Origin of the sequence: Nonomuraea sp. NBC_00507 (assembly GCF_036013525.1) — a bacterium.
Lineage (GTDB): Bacteria > Actinomycetota > Actinomycetes > Streptosporangiales > Streptosporangiaceae > Nonomuraea.
The window spans coordinates 180779-201901 of sequence record NZ_CP107853.1 but is presented as its reverse complement, the minus strand read 5'-3'; the positions used below and the strand labels follow the sequence as shown (position 1 = coordinate 201901).

Sequence of the window (21123 nt, the reverse complement as noted above, 5' to 3'; positions counted from 1 at the left end):
GATCGCACAAAATGCTAGACGTCAACTTCTTCGACGAGCTCAGGATCGGTCTTGCGACCGCCGACGACATCCGTCAGTGGTCGCACGGCGAGGTCAAGAAGCCGGAGACGATCAACTACCGGACCCTCAAGCCGGAAAAGGACGGGCTCTTCTGCGAGAAGATCTTCGGTCCGACCCGGGACTGGGAGTGCTACTGCGGTAAGTACAAGCGCGTCCGGTTCAAGGGCATCATCTGTGAGCGCTGCGGCGTCGAGGTGACCCGGGCCAAGGTGCGTCGTGAGCGGATGGGCCACATCGAGCTGGCCGCGCCCGTCACGCACATCTGGTACTTCAAGGGCGTCCCGTCGCGCCTCGGCTACCTGCTCGACCTGGCCCCGAAGGACCTGGAGAAGGTCATCTACTTCGCGGCCTACATGATCACGCATGTCGACACCGAGATGCGTGAGCGTGACCTGCCCTCGCTGGAGGCGAAGATCTCCGTCGAGCGGCAGCACATCGAGCAGCGCCGCGACGCCGACGTCGAGGCCAGGCAGAAGAAGCTCGAGGCCGACCTGGGCGAGCTTGAGGCCGCCGGCGCCAAGGGCGACCAGCGCCGCAAGGTCCGCGAGGGCGCCGAGCGCGAGATGCGTCAGCTGCGCGACCGGGCCCAGCGCGAGCTGGACCGGCTCGACGAGGTCTGGAGCCGCTTCAAGAACCTCAAGGTCCAGGACCTCGAGGGCGACGAGCTGCTCTACCGCGAGATGCGCGACCGCTTCGGCCGCTACTTCAAGGGCGGCATGGGCGCGCAGGCGATCCAGGACCGCCTGATCAGCTTCGACCTCGATGTCGAGTCGGAGAACCTGCGCGAGACCATCCGCAGCGGCAAGGGCCAGAAGAAGGCCCGCGCGCTCAAGCGGCTCAAGGTCGTGTCCGCGTTCCTCAACACCACGAACTCGCCGCGTGGCATGGTGCTGGACTGCATTCCGGTCATCCCGCCGGACCTGCGCCCGATGGTGCAGCTCGACGGTGGCCGGTTCGCGACCTCGGACCTCAACGACCTCTACCGCCGGGTCATCAACCGGAACAACCGCCTCAAGAGGCTTCTCGACCTCGGCGCGCCCGAGATCATCGTGAACAACGAGAAGCGGATGCTCCAGGAGGCCGTGGACGCGCTGTTCGACAACGGCCGCCGCGGTCGCCCGGTCACCGGTCCCGGCAACCGTCCGCTGAAGTCCCTCAGCGACATGCTGAAGGGTAAGCAGGGTCGTTTCCGCCAGAACCTGCTGGGCAAGCGAGTCGACTACTCCGGCCGTTCGGTCATCGTCGTCGGCCCGCAGCTCAAGCTGCACCAGTGCGGTCTGCCCAAGCAGATGGCGCTGGAGCTGTTCAAGCCGTTCGTGATGAAGAGGCTCGTGGACCTCAACCACGCGCAGAACATCAAGTCGGCCAAGCGGATGGTCGAGCGCGCCCGCCCCGTGGTGTGGGACGTGCTCGAAGAGGTCATCACCGAGCACCCGGTGCTGCTCAACCGCGCTCCGACGCTCCACCGCCTGGGCATCCAGGCGTTCGAGCCGCAGCTGGTCGAGGGCAAGGCCATCCAGATCCACCCGCTCGTCTGCACCGCGTTCAACGCGGACTTCGACGGCGACCAGATGGCCGTGCACCTGCCGCTGTCGGCTGAGGCCCAGGCCGAGGCACGCATCCTGATGCTCTCGACCAACAACATCCTCAAGCCGGCCGACGGCAAGCCCGTGACGATGCCCACCCAGGACATGGTCATCGGCCTCTACTGGCTGACCACCCAGAAGGACGGCGCGATCGGCGAGGGCCGCGTGTTCGGCTCGATCGCCGAGGCGCAGATGGCCTTCGACCGCGGCGAGCTGGAGATCCAGGCGAAGATCCAGATCCGGCTAAAGGACGATGTCCTGCCGCCGCGCGACTGGGTGGCACCCGAGGGCTGGGAGCAGGGCGACGCGATCAGGCTGGAGACGACCTTCGGCCGGTGCCTGTTCAACCAGACGCTGCCCGAGAGCTACCCGTTCGTCGACTTCCAGGTCGGCAAGAAGCAGCTGTCCACGATCGTGAACGAGCTGGCGGAGACCTACCCCAAGATCGAGGTCGCCAACTCGCTCGACGCGCTCAAGGACGCCGGCTTCCGCTGGGCGACCCGCTCCGGTGTCACGATCTCGATCGAGGACGTCGTCGCGCCGCCCAACAAGACCGACATCATGGAAAACTACGAGCGCCGGGCCGACAAGGTCCAGCGCGAGTACGAGCGCGGTCTGATCACCGACGAGGAGCGCCGTCAGGAGCTCATCGAGATCTGGACGCACGCGACGGCCGACGTCGAGACCGACATGGTCAACGCCTTCCCGGCGACCAACCCGGTCTGGATGATGGTCAACTCCGGCGCCCGTGGTAACAAGATGCAGGTCCGGCAGATCGCCGGCATCCGTGGCCTGGTGTCCAACACCAAGGGTGAGACGATCCCGCGGCCGATCAAGGCCTCGTTCCGCGAGGGCCTGTCGGTGCTGGAATACTTCATCTCCACCCACGGTCAGCGGAAGGGTCTGGCCGACACCGCGCTGCGTACCGCCGACTCGGGTTACCTGACCCGTCGTCTGGTGGACGTCGCACAGGACGTCATCGTGCGCGAGATCGACTGCGGCACCGACCGCGCGGTCCCGCTGCACGTGGCCGACCGCGACGCGTCGGGCAACCTGGTCAAGGCGGAGAACGCCGAGTCCAACGTGCACGGCCGCATCCTGGCCGAGGACGTCGAGGCCGACGGCAAGGTCATCGTCCCGGCGGGCGTCGACATCAACGACACCCACGTGACGAAGCTGGTCGAGGCCGGGGTCGAGACGGTGCGCACGCGCAGCGCGCTCGTCTGCGAGGCGAAGATCGGTGTCTGCGCGACCTGCTACGGCCGCTCGCTGGCCACCGGCAAGCTCGTGGACGTCGGCGAGGCGGTCGGCATCATCGCCGCCCAGTCGATCGGTGAGCCCGGCACGCAGCTGACGATGCGGACCTTCCACACCGGTGGTGTGGCCGGCGCCGACATCACCCACGGTCTGCCCCGTGTCACGGAGCTGTTCGAGGCGCGCATCCCCAAGGGTGTCGCCCCGATCTCCGAGGCCGAGGGCCGGGCTCGCATCGACGAGACCGACAAGACCAGGAAGATCGTCATCACTCCGGACGACGGCTCGGAAGAGATCGCCTACCCGGTGTCGATGCGGTCGCGCCTGCTGGTGCAGGACGGCCAGCGGGTCACGGTCGGCCAGCAGCTGGTCGCCGGTGCGGTCAACCCCAACGAGGTGCTGCGCATCCTCGGCCCGCGGGCCGTGCAGCTGCACCTGGTGGCGGAGGTCCAGCAGGTCTACCGGTCCCAGGGTGTGTCGATCCACGACAAGCACATCGAGATCATCGTTCGGCAGATGCTCAAGCGGGTCAACGTCCTGGAGTCCGGCGACACCGACCTGCTGCCCGGCGAGCTCGTCGAGCGGCCGCGCTTCGAGCTGATGAATCGCGAGACGGTGGCGGAGGGCGGCTCTCCGGCCGCCGGTCGTCCGGTGCTCATGGGCATCACGAAGGCCTCGCTCGCGACCGAGTCGTGGCTGTCGGCGGCGTCCTTCCAGGAGACGACCAGGGTGCTGACGGACGCGGCGATCCACGCCAAGTCCGACTCGCTGCTGGGTCTGAAGGAGAACGTCATCATCGGTAAGCTCATCCCGGCCGGCACCGGCATGCCGCAGTACCGGAACATCCGGGTGGAGCCGACCGAAGAGGCCAAGGCGGCCATGTACACCGTCGGTGGCTACGACGGCACCGCGGCGGACTACACCTTCGGCACCGGCAGTGGCGAGGCGGTCCCGCTGGAGGAGTACGACTTCGGCCAGTACAACCGATGAATTCTTGATCGCCTGTAGGTGACGCGCCCGGGTCTCTTGTCCAAGAGGCCCGGGCGCGCTGCGTTCCCGGCCGGGGTCCGTCTCGCACCAAGTCCGGGCGCGCTGCGTTCAAACCCGTGCGGTTCTGCGGCCGGGGTCCGTCTCGCACCAAGTCCGGGCGCGCTGCGTTCAACCCCTTCTTTCGTTACGGCGGTGCCGTGGCGGCCCAGTCGCCGCTCGGGGCTGAGGGCCCTCCAGGGAGACGGTTTCTGAGCCCTTCAGTGGTGCACCGCCGTTACGACGCACAGGGGGCCGAGTTCCAGGGCGGGGCGTGAGCCGCTCGTCTCTACGGTGCGCTGTGGGCCGTGGTGGGGGGTGGCGATTGGTCGCGGTCGGGTGACGGTTGGGCGTACCGGGGACGGAAGGCGGCGGGAGCCTATATCATGAGCGTGGAGCTGTAGATGGGCTGGATGAGATAGGCCCCGGCGACCCGGAGTGGCATGGCTGATCAGCCTTGCCGCGCCGTTTTGACGTGTCGCATGGGCCTGGGTAGTCTTGGACATCGTGCCCGTCTCTATGCGGGCTCTCGACCGTGCGCTCATTACGAGTGCGGGACGGCTTCCTGGCTCGTAAACCTCGCGGGACGTCTGCGTGAATAGCGCGACACGCCCGAGCGCGGGGGCACCGAGACAGAGAAAACCAGCAGGTCATGACACCGGCAGAACCTGCGAAATGCATCACAACTGACGTAACACCGGCCAAGGCACGAAACGGAGTGGCAGTGCCCACTATTCAGCAGTTGGTCCGCAAGGGCCGGCAGGACAAGGTCTCTAAGACCAAGACTCCTGCCCTCAAGGGGAGTCCGCAGCGGCGCGGCGTGTGCCAGCGCGTCTACACCACGACCCCGAAGAAGCCCAACTCGGCACTGCGTAAGGTGGCCCGCGTTCGGCTCACGAACGGCATTGAGGTCACGGCCTACATCCCCGGTGTGGGTCACAACCTGCAGGAGCACTCCATCGTGCTCGTGCGTGGCGGTCGTGTGAAGGACCTGCCTGGTGTTCGCTACAAGATCATCCGCGGTTCGCTGGACACCCAGGGTGTCCGCAACCGCAAGCAGGCCCGTAGCCGCTACGGCGCGAAGAAGGAGAAGAGCTAACAATGCCTCGTAAGGGTTCTCCTGGCCGTCGTCAGCTCATGGCTGACCCGGTTTACAGCTCGCCGCTGGTGACCGCTCTGATCAACAAGGTGCTCCTGGACGGCAAGCGCTCCATCGCGCAGTCGATCGTCTACGGCGCCCTCGAGGGCTGCAGGGAGAAGACGGGCAACGACCCGGTCGTCACCCTGAAGCGCGCGCTCGACAACGTCAAGCCGACTCTCGAGGTCCGCAGCCGCCGTGTCGGTGGCGCGACCTACCAGGTGCCGGTTGAGGTGCGCGCCGCGCGCAGCACCACCCTGGCCCTGCGCTGGCTGGTGCAATACTCCCGCGCCCGCCGCGAGAAGACCATGACCGAGCGCCTCATGAACGAGCTCCTCGACGCCAGCAACGGCCTCGGGGCGAGCGTCAAGAAGCGCGAGGACACCCACAAGATGGCCGAGTCCAACAAGGCCTTCGCCCACTACCGCTGGTAACAGCGGGTTCGACGAGACGACGAGGACGCGAGTTAAAGTGGCCGCTACGACCGCTCTTGACCTGGCCAAGGTCCGCAACATTGGGATCATGGCCCATATCGACGCGGGCAAGACCACCACGACCGAGCGCATCCTGTTCTACACCGGCATCAACTACAAGATCGGTGAAGTCCACGAGGGCGCTGCCACGATGGACTGGATGGAGCAGGAGCAGGAGCGCGGCATCACGATCACGTCTGCCGCGACCACCTGTGAGTGGATCGGTCACACCATCAACATCATCGACACTCCGGGTCACGTGGACTTCACCATCGAGGTGGAGCGTTCGCTCCGCGTCCTCGACGGTGCTGTCGCCGTGTTCGACGGCGTCGCGGGTGTCGAGCCGCAGTCGGAGACGGTGTGGCGCCAGGCTGACCGCTACGAAGTTCCCCGGATCTGCTTCGTCAACAAGATGGACCGGGTCGGCGCGGAGTTCCACCGCTGCGTCGAGATGATGGTCACCCGCCTGGGTGCGACCCCGGCTGTGATCCAGCTTCCGTGGGGCGTTGAGGCCGACTTCAAGGGCGTCATCGACCTCATCAAGATGAAGGGTCTCATCTGGAGCGCCGAGGCTGCCAAGGGCGAGATGTACGACACCGTCGACATCCCGGCCGACCACGCCGAGGCCGCTCGCGAGTGGCGGGACCGTCTCATCGAGACCGTCGCCGAGAACGACGACGAGCTGATGGAGCTCTTCCTCGAGGGGCAGGAGCCCACCGAGGAGCAGCTGGTGGCGGCCATTCGCCGCGCCACGCTGGCCAGCGCCATCAACCCGGTGCTGTGCGGGACCGCGTTCAAGAACAAGGGCGTGCAGCCCCTGCTCGACGCGATTGTCGCCTACCTCCCCGCCCCGACCGACCTCAAGGCCTTCAAGGGTCACGCGGTCGGCAAGGAGGACCAGGTGATCGAGCGCCACGCGGACCCGGCCGAGCCGTTCTCCGCTCTGGCGTTCAAGATCGCCAGCGACCCGCACCTGGGCAAGCTCACTTACATCCGCATCTACTCGGGCACGCTCGACACCGGTTCACAGGTTGTCAACTCTGTGAAGGGCAAGAAGGAGCGGATCGGCAAGATCTACCAGATGCACGCCAACAAGCGCGAAGAGCGCCCCTCGGCGATCGCTGGTCAGATCGTGGCGGTCATGGGTCTGAAGGACACCACCACTGGTGACACCCTCTCTGACCCGGCGAACCAGGTCGTCCTCGAGTCGATGACGTTCCCGGCTCCGGTGATCAACGTCGCCATCGAGCCCAAGACCAAGGGTGACCAGGAGAAGCTGTCGACCGCGATCCAGCGGCTGGCCGAGGAGGACCCGTCCTTCCAGGTCCGCCGTGACGAGGAGACCGGCCAGACGGTCATCTGGGGCATGGGCGAGCTTCACCTGGAGATCCTCGTCGACCGTATGCGTCGCGAGTTCAAGGTCGAGGCCAACGTCGGCCGTCCGCAGGTTGCCTACCGCGAGACGATCCGCCGCAAGGTGGAGAAGCTCGACTACACCCACAAGAAGCAGACCGGTGGTTCCGGTCAGTTCGCGCGGGTCATCATCAACCTCGAGCCGCTGGGCGAGGGCAACGACGGCTACGAGTTCGAGAACAAGGTCACGGGTGGCCGGGTCCCGAGGGAATACATCCCCTCGGTCGACGCGGGCGCTCAGGAGGCCGCCGAGTTCGGCGTGCTGGCCGGTTACCCGATGGTCGGCGTGAAGGTTACGCTGGTCGACGGTGCCGCGCACGACGTCGACTCCTCGGAGATGGCGTTCAAGATCGCTGGCTCGATGGCCTTCAAGGAGGCCGCGCGCAAGGCGGACGCCGTGCTCCTCGAGCCGATGATGGCCGTCGAGGTCACCACGCCCGAGGACTACATGGGTGACGTCATCGGCGACCTCAACGGTCGCCGCGGGCAGATCCAGTCCATGGACGAGCGGGCCGGCGCCCGTGTCGTCACGGCGCTCGTGCCGCTGTCTGAGATGTTCGGCTACGTGGGTGACCTGCGTAGCAAGACGCAGGGGCGCGCGAGCTACAGCATGCAGTTCGACTCCTACTCGGAGGTGCCTCCGGGCATCGCGAAGGAGATCGTCGCGAAGGCCCGGGGCGAGTAGTTCCTGGTCCGATCCCGCGAGGGATCGAGCCAGGACTTCTGTCCTGGTCCCTGGTGGGGTGGTGCGAGCCACCCCGCCGCCAAGGGGTTCGGGAGTTCCCGGGCCCGAGTGTGTAGACGAAAGTCAGTCAGATTCTCAAGGAGAGAACCAGTGGGCAAGGCCAAGTTCGAGCGGACCAAGCCGCACATGAACATCGGCACCATTGGACACATCGACCACGGCAAGACCACGCTGACCGCGGCGATCACCAAGGTGCTTCACGACCGTTTCCCCGAGCTGAACAAGGCGACCCCGTTCGACAAGATCGACAAGGCGCCGGAGGAGAAGGCTCGTGGCATCACGATCTCGATCGCGCACGTCGAGTACCAGACGGAGAAGCGTCACTACGCGCACGTTGACTGCCCTGGTCACGCGGACTACGTAAAGAACATGATCACCGGTGCCGCTCAGATGGACGGCGCCATCCTCGTGGTCGCCGCCACCGACGGCCCGATGCCGCAGACGAAGGAGCACGTCCTCCTGGCCCGCCAGGTCGGCGTCCCCTACATCGTCGTGGCCCTCAACAAGGCCGACATGGTGGACGACGAGGAGATCCTCGAGCTCGTCGAGCTGGAGGTCCGTGAGCTTCTGTCCGCTCAGGAGTTCCCCGGCGACGACCTGCCGGTCGTCCGCGTCTCCGCGCTCAAGGCTCTCGAGGGCGACGAGAAGTGGGCCGACAGCATCGTCGAGCTGATGAACGCCGTGGACGAGAACGTTCCCGAGCCGCCGCGTGAGACGGACAAGCCGTTCCTCATGCCGGTCGAGGACGTCTTCTCGATCACCGGTCGCGGCACGGTCGTCACCGGCCGTATCGAGCGCGGCATCGTCAAGGTCAACGAGCAGGTCGACATCATCGGCATCAAGCCGGAGAAGACCACGACCACCGTCACCAGCATCGAGATGTTCAACAAGATGCTCGACGAGGGTCACGCCGGTGACAACGCCGCCCTGCTGCTCCGCGGCATCAAGCGCGACGACGTCGAGCGCGGCCAGTGCATCATCAAGCCGGGCACGACGACCCCGCACACCGATTTCACCGGCCAGGTCTACATCCTGTCCAAGGACGAGGGCGGCCGCCACACGCCGTTCTTCAACAACTACCGCCCGCAGTTCTACTTCCGTACGACTGACGTGACCGGTGTCGTGCACCTCCCTGAGGGCACCGAGATGGTCATGCCGGGCGACAACACCGAAATGCGCGTTGAGCTGATCCAGCCCATCGCCATGGAGGAAGGCCTCAAGTTCGCGATCCGTGAGGGTGGCCGCACCGTCGGCGCCGGCCGGGTCGTGAAGATCATCAAGTAGCTAGACCGTCGGGGCGGCGGTCGGCCCCGAACATCCGGGTCCGACCGCCGCACCACGTAAGAGCCTCACGCAAAGCGCCGTGATCCAGCAGTAGCTTCGGCCTCGTGACCGAAGTCACTGCCGGATCACGGAAGAAATGGCAGATCGACTGCGTCTGCCTCGTGGGGTCAAGCAGGCTCTGGCCTGCACCAGCACAGCGGCAACAGGCCGCACGATACTTTTTCAGACGACAGCGAAGGACACCGAGGCCACTATGGCGGGACAGAAGATCCGCATTCGGCTCAAGGCCTATGACCACGAGGTCATCGACAGCTCGGCCAAGAAGATCGTCGAGACGGTGACGCGGACTGGCGCGAAGGTCGCGGGCCCGGTGCCGCTGCCGACCGAGAAGAACGTGTACTGCGTCATCCGCTCGCCGCACAAGTACAAGGACAGCCGCGAGCACTTCGAGATGCGCACGCACAAGCGGCTGATTGACATCATCGACCCGACCCCCAAGACGGTTGACTCGCTCATGCGGCTCGACCTTCCCGCGGGTGTCGACATTTCGATCAAGCTCTGAGGGAACGCACTGACATGGCTAAGACGATGAAGGGCGTCCTGGGCAAGAAGCTCGGCATGACCCAGGTCTTCGACGCGGACAACCGGATGGTTCCGGTGACCGTGGTCGAGGCCGGTCCGTGCGTGGTGACCCGCGTCCGCACCGCAGAGAAGGACGGCTACTCCGCCATCCAGCTCGGCTTCGGGCAGGTCGACCCCCGGAAGGTCAACAAGCCGCTCGGCGACTACCTGCGTAAGCACGACATCACCCCGCGCCGTTACTTCGCGGAGATCCGCACCGACGACGCGAGCGACTACACCCTGGGCCAGGAGCTGCTGGCCGACACCTTCGAGGCCGGCCAGTTCGTCGACGTGACGGGCAAGAGCAAGGGCAAGGGCTTCGCCGGTGTCATGAAGCGGCACGGCTTCGGTGGTCTGGGCGCGTCGCACGGTACGCAGCGCAAGCACCGCTCGCCGGGTTCCATCGGTGGCTGCGCCACCCCGGGCCGCGTTTTCAAGGGTCTGCGCATGGCTGGCCGGATGGGTAACGTCCGCACCACTGTGCAGAGCCTCAAGGTTCACTCCGTGGACGCCGAGAACGGTCTCATCCTGATCAAGGGTGCGATCCCCGGCGCCAACGGCAGCCTGGTCCTCGTCCGTACCGCTGCCAAGAAGGGGGCATCCAAGTGAGCACCACTATCGACGTCCTCGACCCCAGCGGGGCGAAGACCGGCACGGTTGACCTGCCCGAAAACATCTTCGGCACCAAGGTCAACGTTCCGCTGATCCACCAGGTGGTCGTGGCCCAGCTCGCCGCTCGCCGGCAGGGCACTCACAAGGCCAAGACCCGTGGTGAGGTCTCCGGCGGCGGCAAGAAGCCGTACCGCCAGAAGGGCACCGGCCGCGCCCGTCAGGGCTCGACCCGTGCGCCGCAGTTCGCCGGCGGTGGGGTCGTTCACGGTCCCCTGCCGCGTGACTACTCTCAGCGCACGCCCAAGAAGATGAAGGCCGCCGCCCTGCGCGGCGCGCTGTCCGACCGCGCGAGCGGCGGCCGCGTCCACGTGGTCAGCTCGCTGGTCACGGGGGAGACCCCCAAGACCAAGGCCGCGCTCGAGGCGCTGCGCAAGGTCACGCAGGGGCGGCGCGTGCTCGTCGTGGTCGACGAGGCCGACGAGATGACGTGGCTGAGCCTGCGCAACGCCCCTGAGGTCCACCTGCTGGACGCGGGGCAGCTCAACACGTACGACGTGCTCGTGTCCGACGACGTGGTCTTCACCCAGGAGGCGTACGACCAGGTCGTGGCCAGACTGAGCAACGGCGGGAAGGAAGAGGCCTGATGGACAAGATCGCCGACCCGCGCGACGTCATCATCAAGCCGGTCGTCTCTGAGAAGAGCTACGGCCTGATCGATGAGCACAACAAGTACACGTTCCTGGTGAAGACGACCGCGAACAAGACCCAGGTCAAGATCGCTGTTGAGCAGATCTTCGGGGTCAAGGTCACCGACGTGAACACGATCAACCGGCAGGGCAAGCGCAAGCGCACCCGCACCGGTTTCGGCAAGCGTCCCGACACCAAGCGCGCGATCGTGAGCCTGGTTGAGGGCGATCGGATCGACATCTTCGGTCAGATCGGCTAGCAGCCACAGATAGTGCGCGGGCCGAACAGGCCCGCGGGGCGAGACCGTCGCACTTCGGTGCGGCGGGCTCATCCATGTAACCGACGAAGGATGAACGAAAAAGATGGGCATCCGTAAGTACAAGCCGACCACTCCGGGTCGCCGCGGATCGAGTGTCTCGGACTTCTCCGAGATCACCCGCAGCGAGCCCGAGAAGTCGTTGCTTGCGCCCCTTCACGGCAAGGGCGGCCGCAACGTACACGGCCGGGTCACCGCACGCCACCAGGGCGGCGGTCACAAGCGCGCCTACCGGATCATTGACTTCCGTAGGCATGACAAGGACGGCATTCCGGCCAAGGTCGCTCACATCGAGTACGACCCCAACCGCACCGCCAATATCGCTCTGCTCCACTACGCCGACGGCGAGAAGCGCTACATCATCGCGCCGACCGGCCTCAAGCAGGGCGATCGTATCGAGAACGGCCCCGCGGCCGACATCAAGCCGGGCAACTGCCTGCCGCTGCGCAACATCCCGACCGGTACCTTCATCCACGCGGTGGAGCTCCGTCCGGGCGGCGGCGCCAAGCTCGGCCGTAGCGCGGGTGCCCAGATCCAGCTGCTCGCCAAGGAAGGCCAGTACGCCACCCTGCGTATGCCGTCCGGTGAGATGCGCATGGTCGACGTGCGCTGCCGGGCGACGGTGGGCCAGGTCGGCAACGCCGAGCAGGCCAACATCAACTGGGGCAAGGCCGGCCGTATGCGGTGGAAGGGCAAGCGCCCCACCGTCCGCGGTGTCGCGATGAACCCCGTCGACCACCCGCACGGTGGTGGTGAGGGCAAGACCTCCGGTGGTCGCCACCCGGTGAACCCGAAGGGCAAGCCCGAGGGGCGCACCCGCCAGGCCAACAAGTCCAGCGACCGGCTGATCATCCGTCGTCGGAGCAAGAGGAAGAAGCGGTAGGAGCAGCCGAAATGCCACGTAGCCTTAAGAAGGGTCCCTTCGTGGACGACCACCTCGCCAAGAAGGTGGACGCCCAGAACGAGAAGGGCACCAAAACCGTCATCAAGACGTGGTCGCGGCGCTCCATGATCGTTCCCGACATGCTCGGGCACACGATCGCCGTGCACGACGGCCGCAAGCACGTCCCGGTGTTCGTCACCGAGTCCATGATCGGCCACAAGCTCGGAGAGTTCGCCCCCACGCGGACGTTCCGCAGCCACGTCAAGGAAGACCGCCGCAGCCGGCGGTAAGCGTCCCGGAAGTAGGAGAAAGCGATGGAAGCCAGGGCTCAGGCGCGGTTCGTCCGTGTCACGCCCCAGAAGGCCCGCCGTGTGGTGGACCTCATTCGCGGGCTGCCCGCTTCGGAGGCGCAGGCCGTGCTGCAGTTCGCTCCCCAGTCGGCGAGCGAGCCGATCTTCAAGGTGCTCAGCAGCGCCATGGCGAACGCTGAGCACAACTTCGACCTCGACCCGCAGACGCTCGTCGTCAGCCGGGCCTGGGTCGACGAGGGCCCGACGCTGAAGCGGTTCCGTCCGCGTGCACAGGGTCGCGCCTATCGGATCAACAAGCGGACGAGCCACATCACTGTGATCGTGGAGTCCCGCGAGCCGAAGGGAAGGACCCGATAGTGGGCCAGAAGGTTAACCCGCACGGGTTCCGCCTCGGCATCACGACCGACTTCAAGAGCCGGTGGTACGCCGACAAGCTGTACAAGTCGTACGTCGCCGAGGACGTGGCGATCCGCCGCATGCTGCAGAAGGGCATGGAGCGGGCCGGCATCTCCAAGGTCGAGATCGAGCGCACCACGGACCGCGTGCAGGTGGACATCCACACCGCGCGGCCCGGCATCGTGATCGGCCGGCGCGGCGCCGAGGCGGACCGTATCCGTGGCGACCTGGAGAAGCTGACCAAGAAGCAGGTCCAGCTCAACATCCTCGAGGTCAAGAACCCGGAGATCGACGCGCAGCTCGTCGCGCAGGGCGTGGCCGAGCAGCTGTCCAGCCGTGTCTCGTTCCGCCGTGCCATGCGCAAGGCGATGCAGTCGGCCATGAAGTCCGGCGCCAAGGGCATCCGTGTCCAGTGCGCGGGTCGTCTGGGCGGCGCTGAGATGTCGAGGTCGGAGTTCTACCGCGAGGGTCGCGTGCCACTGCACACGCTCCGCGCGGACATCGACTACGGCTTCTACGAGGCCCGCACGACCTTCGGCCGCATCGGCGTGAAGGTCTGGATCTACAAGGGCGAGGCTCCGACCAGCCGCGCCGAGCGCGAGGCGGCTGCCGCCGGTGCTCGTGCCGGCCAGCGTCGCGAGCGCGACGACCGTCGTGGCGGTGGCGAGCGTCCCCGCCGTGGTGGTGGCGACCGCCCGCGTCGCGGTGGTGGCCGCGCCCCCCGTACTGAGGCCGCCTCCCAGGCTGCCCCCGAGACCGGCCCGGCCGCGCAGCCGGGTGCTGAAGGGAGCTGACCATGCTGATCCCGCGCAGGGTCAAGCACCGCAAGCAGCACCGGCCCGACCGCAGCGGAGCCGCCAAGGGCGGCACCAGGGTCACGTTCGGCGAGTTCGGCATTCAGGCGATTGAGCACTCTTACGTGACCAACCGTCAGATCGAGTCCGCTCGTATCGCGATGACCCGTCACATCCGCCGTGGTGGCAAGGTGTGGATCAACATCTACCCCGACCGCCCGCTCACCAAGAAGCCCGCCGAGACCCGCATGGGTTCCGGTAAGGGCTCGCCGGAGTGGTGGATCGCCAACGTCAAGCCCGGACGCGTGATGTTCGAGCTGTCCGGCGTGGCGGAGTCGGTGGCGCGTGAGGCGCTCACCAGGGCGATTCACAAGCTCCCGATGAAGTGCAAGATCGTTAAGCGTGAAGTGGGTGAGGCGTGATGGCTAAGGGCCTGACCGCCGGCGAGCTGCGAGTGGAGGACCAGGACACCCTGGTCCAGAAGCTCAAGGAAGCCAAGGAGGAGCTGTTCAACCTCCGCTTCCAGGCGGCGACCGGTCAGTTGGAGAGCCACGGGCGGTTGCGTGCCGTCCGCCGCGAGATCGCCCGTATCTACACCGTGATGCGCGAGCGCGAGCTCGGCATCGTCACGGTCGAGAAGGAGACGAGCGATGGCTGAGACCGAGACCACTGAGAACACCACCGAGAACGCGCGGCACTTCCGCAAGGTCCGCGAGGGCCTGGTCGTCAGCGACAAGATGGACAAGACCGTCGTCGTCGCCGTCGAGGACCGCGTGAAGCACCGTCTGTACGGCAAGGTCATCCGCCGTACGACCAAGTACAAGGCACACGACGAGGCCAACGCCTGCGGCGTCGGCGACCGCGTGCTGCTCATGGAGACCCGCCCCCTCTCCGCCACCAAGCGGTGGAGGGTCGTGGAGATCCTCGAGAAGGCCAAGTAGGCCCTCTCGGATATACCGCGCCTCGTGGGGGCTCTCAGAGCCCCCACGACGGCGTCCAAGGACGCGGGGCCACCTGGTCCCGCGTCGCCTGCGGTGCGGCCCTCAGCGAGGGCTGTGGCCGTGGGAACAAGACAACGACGGTTCCGCCAGGCTCAGAAATGAGAACCGGCGCGACTAACAGGAGTTCAACGTGATCCAGCAGGAGTCGCGGCTCAAGGTCGCCGACAACACGGGCGCAAAGGAGATCCTTTGCATCCGTGTTCTCGGTGGCTCGGGCCGACGCTACGCCGGTATCGGCGACGTCATCGTCGCCACTGTCAAGGACGCGCTGCCCGGCAGCACTGGCGTCAAGAAGGGCGACGTGGTCAAGGCCGTCATCGTCCGCACGGTCAAGGAGCGCCGCCGGCCCGACGGCTCCTACATCCGCTTCGACGAGAACGCCGCCGTCATCATCAAGGACAGCGGTGACCCTCGCGGCACTCGTATCTTCGGCCCGGTCGGTCGCGAGCTGCGTGACAAGAAGTTCATGCGGATCATCTCGCTCGCCCCGGAGGTGCTGTGATGCCGAAGTCGTTGCATGTGAAGAAGGGTGACCTGGTTCAGGTCATCGCGGGCAAGGACAAGGGTGCCAAGGGCCGTGTGATCGCCGCTCTCCCGCGCGAGGACCGCGTGGTGGTCGAGGGCGTCAACATGATCAAGAAGCACGAGAAGGAGTCCAACCAGGGTCCGCGCGGCGCCAAGACGGGTGGCGTGCAGACCATGGAGGCCCCGATCCACGTCTCGAACGTGAAGAAGCTCAAGGACGACAAGCCCGCCGACAAGAAGGCCGACGAGAAGAAGGCCGACGAGAAGACGGGTGAGGACAGCTGATGACCGCCACGACCACTGAGACCGAGCGTCCGACGCCGCGACTCAAGACGAAGTACCGCGAGGAGATCGCGCAGCAGCTTCGCGAGCAGTTCGGCATCGAGAACGTCATGCAGATCCCGGCCCTGACCAAGATCAAGGTCAACATGGGCGTCGGCGAGGCGGCTCGCGACTCGAAGCTCATCGAGGGCGCCGTCCGCGACCTCACCGCGATCACCGGCCAGAAGCCGGCCGTGGTCCGGGCCCGCAAGTCCATCGCGCAGTTCAAGCTGCGTGAGGGCATGCCGATCGGCGCGCACGTCACGCTGCGCGGCGACCGCATGTGGGAGTTCCTGGACCGGCTGCTGGCGCTGGCGCTGCCCCGTATCCGGGACTTCCGCGGCCTGTCGCCCAAGCAGTTCGACGGCAACGGCAACTACACCTTCGGTCTGACCGAGCAGGTCATGTTCCACGAGGTCGACCAGGACAAGGTCGACCGGCCGCGGGGCATGGACATCACGATCGTGACCACCGCGAAGAACGACGACCAGGGCCGGGCGCTGCTGAAGCTCCTCGGCTTCCCTTTCAAGGAGGCCTGATCCAATGGCGAAGAAGTCGCTGATCGCCAAGGCGGGGCGCAAGCAGAAGTTCGAGGTCCGGGCCTACACCCGGTGCACGCGTTGTGGCCGGCCGCGCGCCGTCTACCGCAAGTTCGGGCTTTGCCGCGTGTGCTTCCGCGAGATGGCGCACCGGGGCGAACTGCCCGGCATCACCAAGTCCAGCTGGTAGATACCCTAGGGGGCGGCCCCGCGTCGCCCCCCGTACATATCAAGAAGATCAGGACGCGCTTTGCGTCCGTGACCGCGCCGAAGGTCCACCGGCAGAGCTCCGCTTGGCCGACTGGAAACCGCGGCGAGGAAGGCCACTGGCCATCATGACGATGACCGACCCGATTGCAGACATGCTGACTCGTCTGCGCAATGCGAACTCGGCGTACCACGACAGCGTGTCGATGCCGTATTCGAAGATCAAGGCGCACATCGCCGAGATCCTCCAGCAGGAGGGCTACATCCAGGCCTGGACCGTCGAAGACGCCAAGGTTGGGAAGAACCTCGTGGTGGAGCTCAAGTTCGGGCCCACCCGTGAGCGGTCGCTCGCGGGCCTGCGCCGGGTTTCCAAGCCCGGTCTGCGGGTTTATGCGAAGAAGGACAACCTGCCTCGAGTCCTGGGCGGACTGGGCGTCGCGATCATCTCGACGTCCCACGGCCTCATGACCGACAAGCAGGCCGGCAAGCGTGGTGTGGGCGGGGAAGTCCTCGCCTACGTCTGGTAGAGGGGAGGAACACAGCATGTCGAGAATCGGACGGCTGCCCATCCCTGTGCCCAGTGGCGTAGACATCACGATCGACGGCCAGGATGTCCAGGTCAAGGGCCCGAAGGGCACGCTCAGTCACACGGTCGCCGAGCCCATCAAGGTGGCTCGGGACGAGGACGGCTCCATCGCCGTCACCCGGCCCAACGACGAGAACAAGGTGCGTGCGCTGCACGGCCTGTCCAGGACGCTGATCGCCAACATGGTGCAGGGCGTCACCCAGGGCTACTCGAAGTCCCTGGAGATCGTCGGCGTCGGTTACCGCGTTCAGGCCAAGGGCCCGTCGCAGCTGGAGTTCTCGCTGGGCTTCAGTCACCCGGTCATCGTCGACGCCCCTGAGGGCGTCTCCTTCCGCGTCGAGAAGCCCACCGTGTTCCACGTGGACGGCATCGACAAGCAGAAGGTCGGCGAGGTCGCGGCCAACATCCGAAAGTTGCGCAAGCCTGACCCGTATAAGGGCAAGGGCGTGCGTTACCAGGGCGAACAGATCCGCCGCAAGGTCGGAAAGGCTGGTAAGTAGGCATGGCTCCGAAGACTGCGTTCAGCAAGCACACGGCTGCCCGCACCGTCTCGCGGGCCCGCCGTCACCGCCGCGTCCGCAAGAACGTCGTCGGCACGACCGCGCGTCCGCGCCTGGTCGTCAACCGTTCGACCCGTCACATGTTCGTCCAGATCGTGGACGACACCGTCGGCCACACGCTGGTGAGCGCGTCCACCATGGACCCCTCGCTGCGCTCCCTGGAGGCGGACAAGACGGAGAAGGCCAAGAAGGTCGGCGAGCTCCTCGCTCAGCGGGCCAAGGAAGCCGGGATCACGGCGGTCGTCTTCGACCGCGGTGGCAACCGCTACGCCGGTCGCATCGCGGCCCTGGCGGACAGCGCCCGCGAAGGCGGGCTCGAATTCTGATGGCAACTGAGATGAGGAACCACTGATGGCTGCAGCTCCGCGTCGCGGTGGCGGCACCGGTGGCGAGCGGCGGGACCGTCGTGACGATCGCCGCGGTGGCGCCGCCGACAAGGGCGTCTCGTACATCGAGCGCGTAGTGAAGATCAACCGAGTGGCCAAGGTCGTGAAGGGTGGTCGTCGCTTCAGCTTCACCGCCCTCGTCGTCGTCGGTGACGGCAACGGCCTGGTCGGCGTCGGCTATGGCAAGGCCAAGGAAGTCCCCGCGGCCATCGCCAAGGGCGTCGAGGAAGCGAAGAAGCACTTCTTCAAGGTGCCCCGCATCCAGGGCACCATCCCGCACACCGTGCAGGGCGAGGAGGCGGCCGGCGTCGTCTTCCTGCGTCCGGCCTCGGCCGGTACCGGCGTCATCGCCGGTGGCCCGGTGCGTGCGGTGCTGGAGTGCGCGGGCATCCACGACGTGCTGTCCAAGTCGCTCGGCTCGGACAACCCGATCAACATCGTGCACGCCACTGTGGCGGCTCTGAAGGGCCTTTCCCGGCCCGAGGAGATCGCCGCCCGCCGTGGCCTGCCGATCGAGGACGTGGCTCCGGCCCGGATGCTCAAGGCTCAGCGCGAGGGCATCGCGGAGGCCGCGGCCGCCAAGGCGGTGAGCTAGTCATGGCACGCCTGAAGATCACTCAGGTTCGCTCGAAGATCGGTGGCAAGCAGAACCAGCGTGACTCGCTGCGTTCGCTTGGCCTGAAGCGAATCGGCGATGTCGTCGTCAAGGAGGACCGGCCCGAGATTCGCGGGATGGTCTCCGTGGTGACGCACCTCGTCGAGGTGGAAGAGGTCGACTAGTCATGACTGACAAGGCTCCGCTCAAGATTCACGACCTGCGTCCTGCTCCCGGCGCCAACAAGGCCAAGATCCGCAAGGGTCGTGGCGAGGCGTCGAAGGGCAAGACGGCCGGTCGCGGCACCAAGGGCAGCCACGCCCGTACGACGGTTCCCCTCGGTTTCGAGGGTGGCCAGGTGCCGCTGCAGAGGCGTCTGCCGAAGCTCAAGGGCTTCTCCAACGCCATGTTCAAGACGACCTACCAGGTCGTCAACCTTGACAGGCTCGGCGAGCTGTTCCCCGAGGGTGGCGAGGTCACCGTCGAGACGCTGGTCGCCAAGGGTGCTGTTCGCAAGAACCAGCTCGTCAAGGTGCTCGGCACCGGCGAGATCTCCGTCGCGGTGAACGTGCAGGCTCACGCCTTCTCGGCCGCCGCGAAGGAAAAGATCGCCGCCGCAGGTGGCTCCGTTACCGAGCTGTAGCAACGCTATGACGAGGCGTGGGGGTTCTGACAATGGGCCCCCACGCCCGTAGTGCGTTAGAGTTCGCAGACGGCAGGCTTCTGTCCGGCTCGTTTGACAATGAGACTCAGATGGCAGATCCCCGCACCATCGCCGCATACTCACATCGCCTTATAGGCGCGCAGGAGGGACCGTGCTGACCGCGTTTACCCGGGCGTTCCGGACGCCGGACCTGCGCAAGAAGTTGCTCTTCACCTTGGGCATCATCGCGCTTTTCCGTCTCGGCTCGGTTCTTCCGACTCCGGGAGTTCACGTACAGAATCTGGCGGCCTGTTTCAACCAGGCGCGCGCTGATCAAGACACCGGCAACATCTACGGGATGGTGCAGCTGTTCAGCGGCGGCGCCCTCCTGAAACTTTCAGTGTTCGCGCTCGGCATCATGCCGTACATCACCGCGAGCATCATTCTCCAGCTGCTCGTCGTCGTGATCCCGCGCCTCGAGGCACTGAAGAAGGAAGGCCAGTCCGGCCAAACCAAGATCACGCAGTATACGCGTTATCTGACCATCGGACTCGCGGTCCTGCAGTCCACAGCGTTCATCGCGCTGGCCCGCACCGGCCAGCTCTTCCCGAACTGCCAGCAGGACGTCCTGCTCGACCCCGACAACATCTTCGGCATCGTCACGATGGTGGTCATCATGACGGCCGGCACGTCCGTCATCATGTGGCTGGGCGAGCTGATCACCGACCGGGGCGTCGGCAACGGCATGTCCATTCTGATCTTCACCCAGATCGTCGCGGTCTTCCCGTCCGAGCTGGCCAACATCTTCCAGGCCAACAAGTTCACCTTCGCGGTGGTCATGGTGGTCGGCGTCTTCATGATCGCCGCAGTGGTCTTCGTCGAGCAGGGGCAGCGGCGCATCCCGGTTCAATACGCCAAGCGGATGGTCGGCCGCAGGATGTACGGCGGCACGTCCACCTACATCCCGCTCAAGGTCAACCAGGCCGGCATCATCCCGGTCATCTTCGCCTCTTCGCTGCTCTACCTGCCGCAACTCGTCACGTCGCTCTTCCAGACGAGCGACAACGTGGTGATCCGGTGGATCTCTCAGAACCTGGCCACGGGCGACACCCCGATCTACATGGCCACGTTCTTCCTGCTGATCATCTTCTTCACGTACTTCTACGTATCCATTACGTTCAACCCCGCTGAAGTCGCCGACAACATGAAGAAGTACGGTGGTTTCATTCCGGGCATCCGCCCCGGCCGGCCGACGGCTGAATACCTGAACTTCGTGCTCACCCGTCTGACCACGCCGGGCGCGATCTATCTGGGTCTGATCTCCATGGTCCCGATCGTCGCGCTGGCGATCGCCGGTGCGAGCCAGAACTTCCCGTTCGGAGGGACGAGCATTCTGATCATGGTAGGCGTCGGTCTGGACACGGTTAAGCAGGTCGAGAGTCAGCTGCAGCAGCGTAATTACGAAGGCTTCCTGCGGTAGATGCGTCTCGTTCTGGTCGGGCCCCCCGGAGCGGGTAAGGGGACACAGGCTCAGTACATCGCATCGAACCTGTCCATCCCGAAGATCTCGACAGGTGACATCTTCCGTGCCAACGTCTCGGGTGGCACGGATCTTGGCAGGCTGGCCAAGACATATATGGACCGTGGCGACCTGGTGCCCGATGAGGTCACCATCGCCATGGTCCGTGACCGCCTCTCGGAGCCGGACGCGCAGGACGGTTTCCTGCTCGACGGCTTCCCGCGCAATGTCGCGCAGGCCGAGATCCTGCGCGACATGCTCAAGGACTGGGGCCAGGCGCTGGACCTCGTCCTTGAGCTTGTCGTGGATGACGACGAGGTGGTCAGGCGGCTGGCCGGCCGGCGCACGTGCAGCCAGTGCGGCCGCATCTGGCACGTCGAGTTCGATGACAAGAAGGACGACAGGTGCGACGCGTGCGGGGGCGCGTTGTTCCAGCGGGACGACGACAAGGAGGAGACCGTCCGGCATCGCCTGGAGGTCTACCAGGAGCAGACGGCGCCGCTGGTCTCCTACTACGCCGACGAGGGCATCCTCGTGGGGGTCGACGCGACCGGACCGGTCGAAGAGGTCACCCAGCGAGCCATGGAGGCGATCCGCCCGTTCATGGGCTAGCTGCGGCGGCACCGATCTGCGGAGGTGGCA

General features: G+C 65.9%; 28 protein-coding genes. All 28 read left to right on the top strand.

Features of this window, described 5'->3' with window-relative positions; all coding sequences use genetic code 11:
- Positions 1-11: 11 nt before the first annotated feature.
- The 28 genes from OHA25_RS00965 (at position 12) to OHA25_RS00830 (ending at position 21093) form a co-directional block, all read left to right on the top strand.
- The gene (locus OHA25_RS00965) at positions 12-3890 is read left to right on the top strand and encodes a DNA-directed RNA polymerase subunit beta' (RefSeq protein ID WP_327585756.1); all 3879 of its coding nucleotides are present in this window, start codon (positions 12-14) and stop codon (positions 3888-3890) included.
- A 760-nt stretch (positions 3891-4650) separates the two neighbouring features.
- Positions 4651-5025: a 30S ribosomal protein S12 gene (gene rpsL / locus OHA25_RS00960; RefSeq protein ID WP_020542315.1), complete on the top strand. Its 375-nt coding sequence runs from the start codon at positions 4651-4653 to the stop codon at positions 5023-5025.
- Between the two features lie 2 nt (positions 5026-5027).
- Positions 5028-5498 carry a 30S ribosomal protein S7 gene (rpsG, locus tag OHA25_RS00955; RefSeq protein ID WP_020542314.1) on the top strand — a complete coding sequence of 157 codons (471 nt, stop codon included), beginning with the start codon at positions 5028-5030 and terminating at the stop codon, positions 5496-5498.
- A gap of 88 nt (positions 5499-5586) precedes the next feature.
- On the top strand, positions 5587-7635 hold the full coding sequence (gene fusA, locus OHA25_RS00950) for an elongation factor G (protein WP_371825977.1): 2049 nt from the start codon (positions 5587-5589) through the stop codon (positions 7633-7635).
- Between the two features lie 150 nt (positions 7636-7785).
- Positions 7786-8979: an elongation factor Tu gene (tuf, locus tag OHA25_RS00945; protein WP_305924403.1), complete on the top strand. Its 1194-nt coding sequence runs from the start codon at positions 7786-7788 to the stop codon at positions 8977-8979.
- A gap of 253 nt (positions 8980-9232) precedes the next feature.
- Positions 9233-9541: a 30S ribosomal protein S10 gene (gene rpsJ, locus OHA25_RS00940; protein WP_012887830.1), complete on the top strand. Its 309-nt coding sequence runs from the start codon at positions 9233-9235 to the stop codon at positions 9539-9541.
- 14 nt (positions 9542-9555) lie between these two features.
- Positions 9556-10209, top strand: a complete 654-nt coding sequence (gene rplC, locus OHA25_RS00935) for a 50S ribosomal protein L3 (RefSeq protein ID WP_305924404.1) — start codon at positions 9556-9558, stop codon at positions 10207-10209.
- Complete coding sequence (rplD, locus tag OHA25_RS00930) at positions 10206-10856, top strand: 50S ribosomal protein L4 (RefSeq protein WP_327585755.1); 651 nt, start codon at positions 10206-10208, stop codon at positions 10854-10856. The genes rplC and rplD overlap by 4 nt, the downstream gene beginning before the upstream one ends.
- Complete coding sequence (gene rplW / locus OHA25_RS00925; protein WP_327585754.1) at positions 10856-11158, top strand: 50S ribosomal protein L23; 303 nt, start codon at positions 10856-10858, stop codon at positions 11156-11158. Before rplD ends, rplW begins: the two co-directional genes overlap by 1 nt.
- A gap of 103 nt (positions 11159-11261) precedes the next feature.
- Positions 11262-12098: a 50S ribosomal protein L2 gene (gene rplB / locus OHA25_RS00920; RefSeq protein ID WP_127939590.1), complete on the top strand. Its 837-nt coding sequence runs from the start codon at positions 11262-11264 to the stop codon at positions 12096-12098.
- Between the two features lie 11 nt (positions 12099-12109).
- Positions 12110-12388, top strand: a complete 279-nt coding sequence (gene rpsS / locus OHA25_RS00915; RefSeq protein ID WP_219539599.1) for a 30S ribosomal protein S19 — start codon at positions 12110-12112, stop codon at positions 12386-12388.
- A 24-nt stretch (positions 12389-12412) separates the two neighbouring features.
- The gene (gene rplV, locus OHA25_RS00910) at positions 12413-12766 is read left to right on the top strand and encodes a 50S ribosomal protein L22 (RefSeq protein WP_305924407.1); all 354 of its coding nucleotides are present in this window, start codon (positions 12413-12415) and stop codon (positions 12764-12766) included.
- Positions 12766-13599 (top strand): 30S ribosomal protein S3, encoded by an 834-nt coding sequence (rpsC, locus tag OHA25_RS00905; protein ID WP_305924408.1) that lies wholly within the window; start codon positions 12766-12768, stop codon positions 13597-13599. Before rplV ends, rpsC begins: the two co-directional genes overlap by 1 nt.
- A 2-nt stretch (positions 13600-13601) precedes the next feature.
- Entirely contained in the window at positions 13602-14021 is a 420-nt protein-coding gene (gene rplP / locus OHA25_RS00900) for a 50S ribosomal protein L16 (RefSeq protein ID WP_305924409.1), read from the top strand.
- Entirely contained in the window at positions 14021-14257 is a 237-nt protein-coding gene (gene rpmC / locus OHA25_RS00895; protein WP_080047279.1) for a 50S ribosomal protein L29, read from the top strand. Before rplP ends, rpmC begins: the two co-directional genes overlap by 1 nt.
- Positions 14250-14540, top strand: a complete 291-nt coding sequence (gene rpsQ / locus OHA25_RS00890) for a 30S ribosomal protein S17 (RefSeq protein ID WP_305924410.1) — start codon at positions 14250-14252, stop codon at positions 14538-14540. Before rpmC ends, rpsQ begins: the two co-directional genes overlap by 8 nt.
- Before the next feature lie 190 nt (positions 14541-14730).
- Positions 14731-15102 (top strand): 50S ribosomal protein L14, encoded by a 372-nt coding sequence (rplN, locus tag OHA25_RS00885; RefSeq protein ID WP_026214151.1) that lies wholly within the window; start codon positions 14731-14733, stop codon positions 15100-15102.
- A gap of 11 nt (positions 15103-15113) precedes the next feature.
- The gene (gene rplX, locus OHA25_RS00880) at positions 15114-15410 is read left to right on the top strand and encodes a 50S ribosomal protein L24 (protein WP_305924476.1); all 297 of its coding nucleotides are present in this window, start codon (positions 15114-15116) and stop codon (positions 15408-15410) included.
- Positions 15410-15985: a 50S ribosomal protein L5 gene (rplE, locus tag OHA25_RS00875; RefSeq protein WP_138670601.1), complete on the top strand. Its 576-nt coding sequence runs from the start codon at positions 15410-15412 to the stop codon at positions 15983-15985. Before rplX ends, rplE begins: the two co-directional genes overlap by 1 nt.
- A 4-nt stretch (positions 15986-15989) precedes the next feature.
- The gene (locus tag OHA25_RS00870; protein ID WP_090769707.1) at positions 15990-16175 is read left to right on the top strand and encodes a type Z 30S ribosomal protein S14; all 186 of its coding nucleotides are present in this window, start codon (positions 15990-15992) and stop codon (positions 16173-16175) included.
- A 145-nt stretch (positions 16176-16320) separates the two neighbouring features.
- On the top strand, positions 16321-16719 hold the full coding sequence (gene rpsH, locus OHA25_RS00865; RefSeq protein ID WP_020542297.1) for a 30S ribosomal protein S8: 399 nt from the start codon (positions 16321-16323) through the stop codon (positions 16717-16719).
- Between the two features lie 16 nt (positions 16720-16735).
- On the top strand, positions 16736-17278 hold the full coding sequence (gene rplF, locus OHA25_RS00860) for a 50S ribosomal protein L6 (protein WP_305924411.1): 543 nt from the start codon (positions 16736-16738) through the stop codon (positions 17276-17278).
- A gap of 2 nt (positions 17279-17280) precedes the next feature.
- Positions 17281-17664 carry a 50S ribosomal protein L18 gene (gene rplR, locus OHA25_RS00855; RefSeq protein ID WP_327585753.1) on the top strand — a complete coding sequence of 128 codons (384 nt, stop codon included), beginning with the start codon at positions 17281-17283 and terminating at the stop codon, positions 17662-17664.
- 25 nt (positions 17665-17689) lie between these two features.
- Positions 17690-18319: a 30S ribosomal protein S5 gene (gene rpsE, locus OHA25_RS00850; RefSeq protein ID WP_049572667.1), complete on the top strand. Its 630-nt coding sequence runs from the start codon at positions 17690-17692 to the stop codon at positions 18317-18319.
- 2 nt (positions 18320-18321) lie between these two features.
- A complete protein-coding gene (gene rpmD / locus OHA25_RS00845; protein WP_080043226.1) occupies positions 18322-18504 on the top strand; it encodes a 50S ribosomal protein L30 in 183 nt (60 codons plus the stop codon).
- Positions 18505-18506: 2 nt separating this feature from the next.
- Positions 18507-18962, top strand: coding sequence for a 50S ribosomal protein L15 (rplO, locus tag OHA25_RS00840; RefSeq protein ID WP_327585752.1), 456 nt, complete (start codon positions 18507-18509; stop codon positions 18960-18962).
- Between the two features lie 172 nt (positions 18963-19134).
- Complete coding sequence (gene secY / locus OHA25_RS00835; RefSeq protein WP_327585751.1) at positions 19135-20442, top strand: preprotein translocase subunit SecY; 1308 nt, start codon at positions 19135-19137, stop codon at positions 20440-20442.
- Positions 20443-21093, top strand: coding sequence for an adenylate kinase (locus OHA25_RS00830; protein ID WP_305924415.1), 651 nt, complete (start codon positions 20443-20445; stop codon positions 21091-21093).
- The last annotated feature ends 30 nt before the right edge of the window (positions 21094-21123 follow it).